Raw genomic sequence first — 13067 nt, forward strand, 5'->3', positions numbered from 1 at the left:
TTATAAAAAGCAGGGGGGCAGATGCCCCCCTCATCTTTTATTCTATTTCTTTTCGCACGGGGAATGGCGTCCAAGTGAAAACAGGGGGTCAGAGGGGTCTCCCCTTTAACTAAAGTTACAGGAGGTTTACACCAGATGGCGATTAAGCGTAAAAAAATTACTGTAGTAGGAGCTGGCTTCACTGGCGCTACTACTGCACTTATGCTAGCTCAAAAAGAACTAGGCGATGTTGTTCTTGTTGATATCGCACCGCTTGAAAACCCAACTAAAGGTAAAGCACTTGATATGCTTGAAGCGACACCGGTGCTTGGAGTAGATGCAAACATTATCGGTACTGCCAACTACGAAGATACAAAAGATTCTGATGTTGTGATCATCACTGCAGGTATTGCTCGTAAACCAGGTATGAGCCGTGACGACCTTGTTAGCACGAACGCTGGAATCGTAAGATCCGTTTGCGAAAACATTAAAGAAACTAGTCCTAACGCTTATGTTATTATTTTAAGCAACCCGGTGGATGCGATGACTTATGCAGCATTCCAAACGCTTGGATTCCCTAAAAACCGTGTAATCGGTCAATCAGGTGTCCTTGATACAGCTCGTTATTGCACATTTATTGCGCAAGAGCTTAACGTATCCGTTGAAGATGTTCGCGGCTTTGTGCTTGGCGGGCATGGGGACGATATGGTCCCACTCGTTCGCTACTCAAATGTTGGCGGCATCCCAATCGAGAAGCTTATATCAGCCGAACGAATTGAAGCAATCGTACAACGCGCTCGCGTTGGCGGCGGCGAAATCGTAAACCTGCTCGGCAACGGCAGCGCTTATTATGCGCCTGCAGCTTCGCTGGTTCAAATGACAGAAGCCATCCTTAAAGACAAAAAACGAATTATTCCAGTTATCGCTTTGCTTGAAGGCGAATACGGTTATAATAACTTGTTCATGGGTGTGCCAACAATCATTGGCGGTGACGGCATTGAAAAGGTGCTTGAGCTTGATTTGACTGCTGAAGAGAAGGCTGCGCTTGATAAATCTGCTCAATCCGTACGCAACGTTATCCAAGTAGTAACAGGCTAGCAAGCAAGCTCAATTGCTGCTTTTATAAATGAATGCGTTTGGGAGGACCCTGACAGAATGCTGCCAGGGTCCTCTTGTTTATTTTCAAGGTACAAAAGAAAAGGTTTACTATGGGAGGGGTACAGGTTGATCGAACAAGCAAGACAAGCCTTAAAACAGGTATATGGCTATGACTCTTTCCGTAAAGGACAGGAAGACATTATATCGGGGATTATGAATGGACGCGATACACTAGCAATTTTGCCGACCGGCGGCGGAAAATCGATTTGTTATCAAATTCCATCCATGCTTTTGCCGGGAACGTCTCTTGTAATTTCGCCGCTCATCTCGCTCATGAAGGATCAGGTTGATGCGCTGAGGCGAGTCGGGGTATCTGCAGCGTTTCTTAACAGCTCGCTAGGAGCAGCTGAATATCGAGATGTGATGCGAAACGCGATGATGGGAGAATACAAGCTGCTGTATGTTGCGCCTGAACGGCTTGATGCGCCGATGTTTCAATCGTTATCTGAGACGCTCACTATACCGCTCATTGCGATAGACGAGGCTCACTGCGTATCACAGTGGGGGCATGACTTCCGTCCAAGCTATCGTCAGCTGGCAGGCTGGATTGCTCGAATGAAGGAACGACCGCTCGTTGCGGCGTTTACGGCTACAGCTACAAACGAGGTAGCGCTTGATATTTCAGAAATGCTCAAGCTGCGTGAACCTAGCATTTTTGTAACGGGATTTGCGAGACCAAATTTGTCTCTATCCGTCGTTACAGGCGTGGATAAGAAAAAGTTTCTTGAGAGCTTCATATCAGGGCGTAAGGATCAATCAGGCATTATCTATGCAGCAACTAGAAAAGAAGTCGAGAATGTATATGAGCAATTAACACGCAGAGGCATTCAAGCAGGCAAATACCACGGTGGGTTGTCGGATGCTGAGCGCGCTGACACGCAAGAGAAGTTTCGATTCGATGAAATTCGTGTAATGGTTGCAACGAACGCTTTTGGAATGGGCATTGATAAACCAAACGTACGTTATGTGCTGCATTGGCAAATGACTAGCGATATTGAATCCTATTACCAAGAAGCAGGCCGTGCCGGCCGTGATGGAGAGGAGAGCGAATGCATTCTCTTGTTTGAACCGGCTGATATGCAGGTGCAACGCTTTCTGATCGAACAGGGCACTGGGGATTCAGATCGTAAATCGATTCAGCTATCTAAGCTCCATACCATGATGAACTATAGTCGAACACAGCGTTGTTTGCAGCAGTTTATCGTTGATTATTTCGGAGAGACGGATGTTGTGGCATGCGGGAAATGCAGCAGCTGTCTCGATAAGAGCGAGCCGGTTAACCGGACGGAGGAAGCGAAGATGGCGCTCTCCTGCGTAGGTCGAATGAGAGGGCGTTTCGGTGTTACGATGGCAGCTAAGGTACTAAAGGGATCACGTGATAAACGGCTGCTTGAATTTGGGCTCGATCGTTTGACTACCTATGGTTTAATGCGGCATTTGCCCGAGAAAGAAATAGCGGACTGGCTTTATTGGCTCGTGGCTGAAGGATACTTAAAGCTTAGTGAAGGGCAATATCCAGTCGTCTCGCTAACTGCGAGCGCACTGCCGGTACTGGAAGGCCGCGAACCAATTATGCAAAGAGTTAGAGCAACGGTTCGGCAAGCAGCCTCTTCCGATTCAGCAGCTGCTTCACCTCTATTCGATGCGCTCAAGCAATGGCGCAAAGAAAAGGCAGCTACAGAGGGTGTGCCTCCATTTATGTTGTTCTTTGATGCAACGCTGCGAGAAATCGCAATGGCTCGTCCGCAAAACGAGAATCAATTGCTTAGCGTGAAGGGGATTGGTGCTGCGAAGGCGGAGAAGTATGGAGAAGATCTGCTCTCGATTATTCATTCATTCGGAGGCGAAGGTCAAGCCGAAGGAATGATAACAACTGCGGCTAGAGAGCCGAAAGTCGTCAAGAAGGCAGCAACGAATGATGAGCAGCCAAGCCACTATGCTACGCTCGAGTTATTTCAAAGTGGGCTGGAACCGGATGAAATAGCGAAGGAACGCGGATTAACGAAAGTAACCGTTGAAGGACATATCATACGGTGTGCAGATGAAGGTGAAGAAATCGATTGGAGCAGAATCATTCCAGCAGAATATGAGCAATTGATCGTCCATGCGATTGGCGAGCAAGGAATCGATAAGCTGCGTCCCATAAAGGATGCTTTGCCTGAGGAAGTTACTTATTTTGCAATTCATGGGGTTATGAGTAAATACGGCTTTAAAGCTTAAAGCCAACCGAAAATCGATTAAAATGAGCTTTCTAATTAAAGTGTGAAAATTTAGGGAACGATTTCGGAGCTAATTCAACAAAAAAGGGTATAAAACCTCGGTTCAGGAGCATAGTCATTTGAAAAAAATCTCGTTTCTGATAAACTATTTATAGAATTAATTTTGGCAATTGCGAATCAATGAATGGATGATTACGTTTACCAAAACAGGAGGAGTTAAAATGTTTAAAGTAATGTTATTTTTGCACGTGATTGGAGCAGTAGGTATGGGCTTCTATATCGTTCTTCCAATCATGCTGGGTAGAGCTACTAAGCTTGCCGGAGTTGGACAAGGCGGATTAGCTGACGGCCTGCGTTCGGCAAACCGAATTGCGCAATATTTTCTAGTTTTGCAGCTGCTAACAGGTGGATATTTGATGTCGCAAGCGGATTACAAGGTGGCATGGATGGTCATTATTATTTTGCTGTTCCTGGCAATTGCGGCACTAGGCGGAATTATTTCCAAGCCGCTTAAGCTTGTAGTAGCTTCCATTCAAGAAGGCAAAAGCGCAACTGCACACATTAACAAAGCACGCGTGATGAGCATCATCGTATTGGTGCTATATATCGCTATTATCTACTTCATGAAGTTTCCGATGATCTAAAGCTAAAATGGATAACGCCGATTATATAACGCTATAGGGGGATTTTTACGTGTTAGAATCATCGCCGCAAATTGTTACGTTTGGCGAATCAATGGCTTTATTTATGCCAGAGGAGCATAAGTCAATCGAACGCGCCGCTACGCTGGAACAAAGCTTTGGCGGAGCGGAAAGCAATGTCGCAATAGGACTTGCACGTCTAGGCTCCTCTGTTGGATGGTTTGGCGCTCTCGGCGACGATCCGTTTGGCAAAATTATTTTGAAGACGCTGCGGGGCGAGGGTGTAGACGTATCTCGTGCGCAGCTTAGCTCGGAAGCTCCTACGGGCATGATGTTTCGTGAGCATGTAGCAGGTAGAACAGCCGTTCATTATTTCAGAAAGCATTCGGCAGCTAGTCGGATGCTGCCTGAGCATCTTGACGAGAATTATATTCGCGGTGCTAAACTGCTTCATGTAACCGGTATCACAGCTGCGCTTAGCGAGGATTGCCGCAAGACGGTTCGCCGCGCTATCGACATTGCGAAGGAAGCTGGGGTGCTTGTCAGCTTTGACCCGAACCTGCGGCTTAAGCTGTGGTCAATCGAAGAAGCTCGTGCAGCACTGCTGCCGCTTGCAGCAGATGCGGATTACTTTTTGCCAGGATGGGACGAGCTTAAGCTATTGTACGAAACAGACGATTATGAGCATATTAAAGGCCAGCTGAATCAATTAAAAGCGGTGTCGATCATTAAAGGCAGAGGCGACACGACGATTGTTCTAAACAATGGGCAGGAAGAAAGCTTGCCTTTTTATCCGGCTGAGCAGGTTGTTGATACTGTAGGCGCAGGTGACGGCTTTTGCGCTGGTTTCTTGGCAGGAATTATGAAGGGCTTATCCCCTGTAGAAGCAGTACGCCTAGCAAGTATTAATGGATCATTAGTCGTTCAAATGCGTGGCGACTGGGAAGCTTTGCCGGAATGGAGTGTCGTCCAACAGCGGATGTCCGCCAAGGCTTGGGTGGAGCGCTGACAATGGCTGAATTGATCGGTAACAAGGGTCAGCGTCGCCGTGAAGCTATTCTGCAGCTTTTGAAGCAGCAGGGCAGGGTGACGATTTTGGAAATGGTTGAGCGCTTCGGCTGCTCTGAAGCGACGGCTCGAAGAGATCTTGAGCAAATGGAAGCTGATTATCCGGTTATTCGGACAATTGGCGGTGCGATGTACGATGGAATGAATTCAGTAAGGGATTTGCCTTTTGCGGAGAAGGAAGGTTTGTCGATACTGGAGAAAGAGCATATCGCGGAATTAGCTGCTTCTTTAATTTTGGAAGGCGATGTGATTGGTCTCTCTGGCGGTACAACAAATTTCCTTATTGCAAAGATGATCAAATCGAGGCGGGGCATTACGGTAGTGACCAATGCGGTTAATATCGCAATGGAGCTGGCAGGCAGCGATATTCAGGTTGTTGTTACCGGCGGCATTATGCGCCATAACAGCTTTGAGCTGTGCGGCCCTCTAGGCGAGGGGATGGTCGCTCATTTGCATATCGGAAAGATGTTTATCGGTGTTGATGGTATATCTGCTGCTGGCGGCATCACGACCTACTCCGAGCAAGAAGCGCAAATTGCTAAAGCACTCATTAAGCGTTCACAAGCGGCATATGCCGTATTCGATCATACGAAGACAGATCGCACCTCGTTATTTTCCATTGCATCCTTATCCGAGCTGAAAGGCGTCATTACGGATGTTCCGCTCACCGAAGAGCTTGCAGCTGAAATGAAGCTGCACGGTATTTCCGTATACGTGACAGATTAACAAATAATAAAAAGAGGTTCCCTGCTCAAAGGTTATCTAACCTTTGAGCACGGAACCTCTTGCTTTTTTTACGCTTGTTTAGCTTCGTATATGGAACGGCCTTGCGCCCAAGTCTGTTGAACCTGCATTTGCGAGTTAATCCATACAAGATCAGCTTGTTTGCCGCTCGTAATTGTACCGGTACGGTCGTTGATGCCAAGCTGTTTTGCTGCATTGCCGCTAGCCAACCGACTAATTTCAGAAAGCGATAGGTTGGTATGCTCATGGATAAAGCGTACGGCACCAATCATCGTTAAACAGCTGCCTGCTAGGGCGTTGCCATCTTTTAATCTTGCTTCGCCGTTTTTTACGATGACGGCTAAGCCTCCGAGACTATATTCGCCTTCGGGCATGCCTGCTGCTGCCATCGCATCTGTGATCAGTATAACCTTATCTGAAGGTTTAGCAGCGAGCACCAATCGAATTGCAGCTGGATGGACGTGAATACCATCGGCTATGAGCTCGGCCACAATGCGGTCATCGGTCAATACAGCTCCTAGCGTTCCGGGCTCACGGTGATGCAGACCACGCATTGCATTATAGGTATGAACAGCCTGCGTAAGGCCAGCATCAGCAGCAGAGATCACTTCATCATAGACAGCATCCGTATGCCCGCAGGCTGTGACGATCCCTTGCTCAGCAAGCCAAGCGATGGTCTCAATCGCACCGCTTTTCTCAGGAGCCAGTGTAAGCTGACGGAGAAGATCGGGCCACTTGGCATGCCATTGCTTCATCCATTCCAGCTGAGGTGTTTTAATATAAGCTGGGTTTTGAGCGCCTGGCCATGCCTCGCTTATGAACGGGCCCTCCAAATGTACGCCATACAAGGCTGCGTAAGGCATTTCACTGCTGCGGTAATCTGCAACGGCATGCAATACGTCTTCAATTGCTTCCTTAGGGGCAGTCATCGTTGTAGCAAGCATGCCTGTCGTACCTTGTGAGGCATGGAATTTAGTAATGGTGTCGAAGCTTTCACGGCTGGCATCCATAAAATCTGCACCAAATCCACCGTGAACATGCACATCAATAAAACCAGGAAGCAGCCAGCCTCCCTTTCCGTCGATAGACAATTGTGCATCTGAAGCCTCGTTTGCTGCCTTGTTATCATCTTGGGCAACAATTTTTGCAATCTTCCCATCTTGTACAAAAACACTGCCGTTAACTATCCCATCTTCAAGCACGATATTTACGTTGTGGATGAACCAGTTTGCAGAGTTTAGGGTCATTTAACTTAACATCCTTCCCGCCTCGCGGTCTAGTAGAACAATGACGCGCGCATGAGTTTGCAGCAATGAAGCCGGTACGTTAGTCGTAATTGGACCAGTCAATGCTTCTTTTACAATTTCTGCTTTGTCAGCACCACGAACAGCCAGCACGATCGTATTAGCTTTCAAAATAGAGCCAACACCCATCGTAATTGCATACTCAGGTACTTCATCCATAGAATCGAAGAAACGAGCATTTGCTTCACGCGTTTCCTCTTTTAATTTAACAACGTGAGTGCCGCCAGAAAGATTAACATCAGGCTCATTGAATCCAATATGACCGTTGTGGCCTAGACCAAGCAATTGAATATCTACTGGTCTTGCTTCTAGCATTGCATCGTAAGCATTCGATTCCAGCTCAACATCCGAAGCCATGCCATTTGGCAAATGGATTTGGTTCTCGGGAATATCGATGTGCGAGAATAGATGCTGCTTCATGTAGTAAGCGTAGCTTTGGTCGTTATCAGGCTTGATTCCGACATATTCATCCAAATTGAACGTTGTCACATCTTTAAAGCTAACGTTGTTTTGTTTATGCAGTTCTACTATTTTGTCATAAATTCCGATGGGTGTCGATCCTGTTGCAAGGCCTAGTACGGCATCTGGTTTCTCTTTTACGATACCTACAAATAATTCCGCAGCATAAGCATCTAATTCCTGTTGTGTATCAAATATAATCATTTCCATGTTTAGTCCCCCTATAAGGCTTTTGTTAGTTATATTTTATATGAATTTCGACGGTTTAACAAGATAAAATGATTGTAAAATTCAAATAAATGATTGTAAAAATCATTTGTCTACTGAACTAGCCGTCGCTTCTAACTCATCGGTCAGGCTCATATTTTTAGGATTGGGGTTAGTCTCTTTATAATGCCACATTTATTAGAAGAACTATTCTAGACGCCAGAGCGCATGCATCAGAATGGATGGATCAGCTTATGTGTCAATGTCGTGGAGTTGAGAGCGTGAATCAAAAAAATGTGCTAAACTAGTACATAGTTACTACGCTGAAAAAGTTATGAAGTGTAAAGTGCAAGCAGACCTAATGGATACATATATGTTCAGCTTATTGATGAGGAAATTCACAAGTTGTAAACGCAGGAATAGAAGATAGAGAAGCGAAACGTGAGCGGCGCTGCTATAAAAGGCGTTGGCCGTTTAAGCTTGGGAGGAACAAGCATGTCAGTAGATCAGCAAGCAGCAACTGCAAAGCGTAAAGGAGAACATATACGTATTTGCTTGCAGGAGCAAGTAAACAGCGTTGGCATTGAAACGGGCTTGGGGCGGTACCGTTTTAAGCATAATGCACTGCCTGAGCTTTCCTTCGCTGAAGTAAGCCTAAATACAGATTGGTTCGGCAAAAAGCTTGGAGCCCCACTGCTCGTTAGCTCCATGACTGGAGGAACGGATGAAGCAGGGGCTATTAATCGTCGATTGGCGGTTGTGGCAGAAACGAGGGGCTGGGCGATTGGGCTAGGCTCCATGCGCGCCGCAATAGAAAACGAACAGCTCGCAGCTTCGTTCTCCATACGGAAAGATGCGCCTACCGTACCTGTTATTGCTAACATTGGTGCGGTTCAGTTGAATTATGGTTTTGGTGTAGAATCATGCCGCAGAGCTGTAGACATTGCTGAAGCGGATGCGTTAGTCCTGCATCTCAACAGCATGCAAGAGGTGTTTCAACCCGAAGGGGATACCGATTTCCGCAATTTATTGGTTTCGATTGAGCAGGTTTGCAGGTCGCTTAATGTGCCGGTTGGAGTAAAAGAAGTGGGCTGGGGCATTGATGCGGAAACGGCAGCAGCGCTTGTGGGTGCAGGCGTTTCCTTTATTGATGCTGCTGGTGCGGGTGGAACTTCATGGAGCCAAGTCGAGAAGTTTCGCTCCACCGATGATCTAAGAAGGCAAGCTGCTGAAGCATTCGCGGATTGGGGCATACCGACTGCTGAGAGTGTGACAGAAATTCGCGCTGCGCTTCCCGAGGCTAATATTATTGCAAGCGGAGGTTTGCGTACGGGTGTTGATGCTGCGAAAGCAATTGCGCTAGGCGCAAATCTTGCTGGCTTTGGACGCGTATTGCTGCCGCAAGCGGCTAGCAGCAGCAAGGAAATTTCGCAGGAGCAATTGCTGCAGCAATTCGAACGCATTGAGTTTGAAATGCGTACGGCGATGTTTGGTATTGGCGTTGGTACGATTAATGAGCTGCGTCAAACAAACCGATTGATCCTAAAATAATAGTTAAATATCATTCGAGGTGAGCCAGAAGCAACAAGCTTCTGGCTCACCTCTTTTGTTTGCGGTGCTAACCCTATTTGATAATACCTGTACCTTCAATTTTTATATTGGCATTTACGATAAATTTAACGTTAGGGTAGATGGACTGCCACTTCTGCCAAGCCTCCTTACCAGGGTGGGTAGCCCGATAGCGCAGTCCGAAACCTATAGGGTCTACATTTGCTTTCTGGATTTTTTGGAGAAGTGCAAGGCATGATTTTGCATATTCCTTATTTAAATTTTGCTCAATGGGCTGCCACTGATCTTCATATATGCCTTTTGGCGCCTCCTCAAATACGACCTTGATCTTTACATCCAGCGTAATCGTGTCTTGGCCGTTTTGCTTGCCGAGTCGGAAGCTTGAGTGCATATCCGTAATCGCAACGACTAAATCCAAGCCTTCAAACATGCCATGCATCGAAGATTTGGTGAAATCTTCCGCGAGCTGATTATAAAGCTGCGATTCAGCTGGAGACAATATAAGCTTGACCTTTGTTTTGTCCAGCAGCGCTGTTCGGTTGATGACGAAGCTCTTTTTACCATCCTTTGTAATAACAGGCATCAGCGGATCGAGACCTTCCTCGGAAGCACGCCTTGCGAAGTCTGATAAAGTTTCTACGTAAGTGTAGGAAGACTCGGTTCCGTCAGCTCCAAAGCTTAAAAAAAGCGTGTTGCCCGGGTAACGCTCTGACACAGGCTTTATTTTCAGCAGTGATTCCGCATCCGGTTTCCCGATAGCAATATCGGCGACACTTTGGATATCTCTTCTCCGCGACATCCATTGCAATATCTCCGTATAGTCTTGACGGGCGATCTTCTCACCAACGAGAAACACTTTGCAATGTCCGAAATCCAGCTCCTTGTCGACGTAGGATTTTAACATTCGAATGCCTTCTGCGACGGTTTGTGTATCAATGGTCTCGATCTGCGTTTTCGATGCGCCAGGCTCGATTTTTGGAGACGGAACAGCAAGCAGCAGGGAAAGACGATAAGGTTTTTTCTCATTATCTGATGCATCTATGCCAAGAGCGACCACAAAGAATCGTTTGTCGATATCCTTGAACCCGCAGCCGCCAAGCAAACCAAGAGAGAGGATTAACAAAAAGACTCGAAGGGTGATGCTCATATGGATTTAGACCTCCTTTTGCTAAGCGCAAACACCCAAACGACGATTAATATCTCAACGAAAAATCGGACAATGAGCCAATAGGTAGTAATGAGCATGTTCATCTTTTCGTTTGTCAGCATGAGATATAGGATGGAGAGCAAAGCAAAAATACCGATGATGACATAGTTGGACATCGGCGTTTTGAGACTATCAAACTCCGGTTTATAGCTGGGAAAACAAGATTTCACAAACTCCATCGCTTGATGCCAGCCAGACATCGTATAAACGAGAGTCAGGTTCAAAAAAACGATTAGAAAAAGAAACAACACACGTTCAATAAAACCATATTGCATAAGCAGGGAATCAGCGGTCTGGCTCCAGATGTAAATGTATTGGTTTACGCCTTCCGTTCCATGAAAACCAATGGGTACAAAAAATGTAATCAATAATATAACGGCGCCGGCTATCGGATAAATTAAGCGGAATTTAAAACGGAAATTTGGCGGAAATAGCCGATTGAACAATGAAAGATTGATATAACCGGTAAAAATGAAAGTAGAGGCTGCAATGCAGGTCAATGTAGGCATTTCCGTTATGTAGTTGGCTACGACATGAATCGCATCCCAATTAAGCTGATTGCTTCGTACGGCTTTAAACAATATAAAGATAATGATTGGAGCATTGACGATCATGCCGATTTCAATGATGAACATGACAGAGAGGGTTGAACGTGTGGCAGCATAACCGCATGCAATGACGAGCATGGCTAGAATAACATTCGCATCCGCATCCGGATTGAAAAAACGATTAATAAGAATGGCGTAGGCAACCACAACGATAGTCGTTGCAAACCACCACATAATTGAAAAAAATAACATAGAGATCGTAACCAGCCACTGCGGGGAATGCAGCTTTAGTATCTCAGGCAATCCCTTACCGGGATAACGAGCCATTGCGCTTGTATACATATAGACGAGTATCGTGCCAATAACTATACCTACCACTATAGAAGATACCGCTCCGGTATAGCGATATTGAATAAGGATATGAGGAACATAAAGCAATAGATTAATGAAACTGACGAGTATAAAGTTGTAATAGAAATAACGGTTCATTCAATCTTCACCTGCCCCACATCGCCTTCTAACGGCCTTAGTTTTCCGAAAATACGCATATATGGCTTGCCGAAGCTTCTTAGGCTGCATAAATAAGTGATATAGATAAACAAACCAACGGCTACTCCAGTGATGCCGAAGAAAATAGCGATTCCGATTAGCGGATACTTTAAAAAACGGACAGCAAATGACAGCGAATTGACGGGAATAACGAAATTCGAAATAGCTACGACTGACGTTACGATAATCATAATGCTGCTTACGAGACCGGCTTGCTGAGCGGCTTGTCCAAGAATAAGTCCTCCAACGGTTGTAGCCGTGGAGCCGATGTACCTGGGCAAGCGAATGCTCGCCTCGATTAGTGTTTCGATCATAAAGAGCATAATAAAAACTTCTATGAACGATGGATAAGGAACAGCAGAACGGCTGCCTGCAATGGAGAAAGCAAGCTGCACGCGAAACAACTCTGGATTATAGGAGACAACGGAAATATAGAGAGCAGGCAAAGTGATTGTGAGCAAAGTTGATGTGTAACGAAGGAAGATTAGAAAACGAGTCATCCAATAGGAGTCGTAATCATCCTCTACTGCGTGCATGAAATCAAAAAAAGTTGACGGCAAAATAAGAGCGAACATGTTTCCCTTTACGAGAATGATTATTTTCCCTTTGGAAATCGCACTGGTAATGCGGTCAGGACGCTCTGTAATAAGAATAGTTGGAAACAAATGCTTGCGATTGCCGACTAACAGCTTCTCAAGCTCACCAGCGGATTGAAGCATTTCCACGTTAATCGTTGTTAACTTTGTACGTACATTATCAAGTACGGTAGGATCTACACGTCTCTGATCAAATAAGGCGAACACGGGTGTTTGGGACAATGTTCCAATTGTATGCTCTTCTACCGAAAGATCGGGGGAAGGGTACATGCCGCGGATCAGATTGAGTGATATATTTATATTTTCACTTAATGCGATCTGAGGGCCCTGAATAGCACTTTCCACTTGTGTTTGTGAATTCTCAATACAGATGACCCGTTCAGCTTTGAATGAATAGACGACTCCATTTGCTTGAATCAGGACATGGCCGCGCAGAAGAAGACTTTGCCACATAGCGACATCTTCCAGTATTTCATAATCGGGATTTGTATCCAGCTGAGCTTGAAACGAATATTCCTCTTTTATAAAAGGGACGATAATGAAATCACTTATTTTTTTCTCTTCGCATAACGGTTCGATATAGGCGACTTCAATACTCATTTCGCTATTTTTCAAATTTTCCAATTTGATGTCGACTGCTTCTGCAAATAATAAACGAATACGTTCATTCATGCCGGTTCCCCCTTCAAATGATGCTGAGTTGCAAAAAGATCTGGATAAGCTTCCATAGTTTGCACGTATAATTTGAAAACTATGCTTATTTGATTCGATTTTGCCAGCATGTTGGAATTCAAGTACAATTAAGTGATCATCATTCGC

11 protein-coding genes are annotated in these 13067 nt (G+C 45.6%); 6 read left to right on the forward strand and 5 right to left on the reverse strand.

Annotated elements, in window-relative coordinates; genetic code table 11:
- The first annotated feature begins 135 nt into the window (after positions 1-135).
- The 5 genes from mdh to AB4Z45_RS10245 all read left to right on the forward strand — a co-directional run bounded on the left by mdh (position 136) and on the right by AB4Z45_RS10245 (position 5791).
- Positions 136-1077 (forward strand): malate dehydrogenase, encoded by a 942-nt coding sequence (gene mdh / locus AB4Z45_RS10225; protein ID WP_076267790.1) that lies wholly within the window; start codon positions 136-138, stop codon positions 1075-1077.
- Between the two features lie 126 nt (positions 1078-1203).
- Positions 1204-3357 (forward strand): DNA helicase RecQ, encoded by a 2154-nt coding sequence (recQ, locus tag AB4Z45_RS10230; protein ID WP_441909052.1) that lies wholly within the window; start codon positions 1204-1206, stop codon positions 3355-3357.
- 220 nt (positions 3358-3577) lie between these two features.
- Positions 3578-4000, forward strand: a complete 423-nt coding sequence (locus AB4Z45_RS10235; protein ID WP_076267788.1) for a hypothetical protein — start codon at positions 3578-3580, stop codon at positions 3998-4000.
- Positions 4001-4049: 49 nt separating this feature from the next.
- A complete protein-coding gene (locus AB4Z45_RS10240; protein ID WP_441909053.1) occupies positions 4050-5006 on the forward strand; it encodes a sugar kinase in 957 nt (318 codons plus the stop codon).
- Between the two features lie 2 nt (positions 5007-5008).
- The gene (locus tag AB4Z45_RS10245; protein WP_441909106.1) at positions 5009-5791 is read left to right on the forward strand and encodes a DeoR/GlpR family DNA-binding transcription regulator; all 783 of its coding nucleotides are present in this window, start codon (positions 5009-5011) and stop codon (positions 5789-5791) included.
- Positions 5792-5859: 68 nt separating this feature from the next.
- On the opposite strand, the gene nagA is transcribed toward AB4Z45_RS10245, so the two are convergent.
- Together nagA and nagB are read right to left on the reverse strand one after the other, a co-directional pair.
- Positions 5860-7056: an N-acetylglucosamine-6-phosphate deacetylase gene (gene nagA / locus AB4Z45_RS10250; RefSeq protein ID WP_441909054.1), complete on the reverse strand. Its 1197-nt coding sequence runs from the start codon at positions 7054-7056 to the stop codon at positions 5860-5862.
- Positions 7057-7782, reverse strand: a complete 726-nt coding sequence (nagB, locus tag AB4Z45_RS10255) for a glucosamine-6-phosphate deaminase (protein ID WP_076267784.1) — start codon at positions 7780-7782, stop codon at positions 7057-7059.
- Between the two features lie 492 nt (positions 7783-8274).
- Between nagB and fni the strand changes: the two genes are divergently transcribed.
- A complete protein-coding gene (fni, locus tag AB4Z45_RS10260; RefSeq protein WP_339207812.1) occupies positions 8275-9330 on the forward strand; it encodes a type 2 isopentenyl-diphosphate Delta-isomerase in 1056 nt (351 codons plus the stop codon).
- Between the two features lie 73 nt (positions 9331-9403).
- On the opposite strand, the gene AB4Z45_RS10265 is transcribed toward fni, so the two are convergent.
- The 3 genes from AB4Z45_RS10265 to AB4Z45_RS10275 are packed head-to-tail and all read right to left on the reverse strand — an operon-like array spanning position 9404 to position 12920.
- Positions 9404-10495 carry a Ger(x)C family spore germination protein gene (locus tag AB4Z45_RS10265; protein ID WP_441909056.1) on the reverse strand — a complete coding sequence of 364 codons (1092 nt, stop codon included), beginning with the start codon at positions 10493-10495 and terminating at the stop codon, positions 9404-9406.
- Positions 10492-11592, reverse strand: a complete 1101-nt coding sequence (locus AB4Z45_RS10270) for a GerAB/ArcD/ProY family transporter (RefSeq protein WP_441909058.1) — start codon at positions 11590-11592, stop codon at positions 10492-10494. The genes AB4Z45_RS10265 and AB4Z45_RS10270 overlap by 4 nt, the downstream gene beginning before the upstream one ends.
- On the reverse strand, positions 11589-12920 hold the full coding sequence (locus AB4Z45_RS10275; protein ID WP_441909059.1) for a spore germination protein: 1332 nt from the start codon (positions 12918-12920) through the stop codon (positions 11589-11591). The genes AB4Z45_RS10270 and AB4Z45_RS10275 overlap by 4 nt, the downstream gene beginning before the upstream one ends.
- Positions 12921-13067: the final 147 nt, after the last annotated feature.

The sequence above is a fragment of the Paenibacillus sp. MCAF9 genome (assembly GCF_052114265.1).
Taxonomy (GTDB): Bacteria; Bacillota; Bacilli; order Paenibacillales; family Paenibacillaceae; genus Pristimantibacillus.

Bases quoted from the DNA above. Each gene is read 5' to 3' on its own strand.
- AB4Z45_RS10270 (WP_441909058.1), bottom strand. From the start codon at position 11,592: ATGAACCGTTATTTCTATTACAACTTTATACTCGTCAGTTTCATTAAT.
- AB4Z45_RS10265 (WP_441909056.1), bottom strand. From the start codon at position 10,495: ATGAGCATCACCCTTCGAGTCTTTTTGTTAATCCTCTCTCTTGGTTTG.
- AB4Z45_RS10235 (WP_076267788.1), top strand. From the start codon at position 3,578: ATGTTTAAAGTAATGTTATTTTTGCACGTGATTGGAGCAGTAGGTATG.
- mdh (WP_076267790.1), top strand. From the start codon at position 136: ATGGCGATTAAGCGTAAAAAAATTACTGTAGTAGGAGCTGGCTTCACT.
- nagA (WP_441909054.1), bottom strand. From the start codon at position 7,056: ATGACCCTAAACTCTGCAAACTGGTTCATCCACAACGTAAATATCGTG.
- nagB (WP_076267784.1), bottom strand. From the start codon at position 7,782: ATGGAAATGATTATATTTGATACACAACAGGAATTAGATGCTTATGCT.
- AB4Z45_RS10275 (WP_441909059.1), bottom strand. From the start codon at position 12,920: ATGAATGAACGTATTCGTTTATTATTTGCAGAAGCAGTCGACATCAAA.
- AB4Z45_RS10245 (WP_441909106.1), top strand. From the start codon at position 5,009: ATGGCTGAATTGATCGGTAACAAGGGTCAGCGTCGCCGTGAAGCTATT.
- fni (WP_339207812.1), top strand. From the start codon at position 8,275: ATGTCAGTAGATCAGCAAGCAGCAACTGCAAAGCGTAAAGGAGAACAT.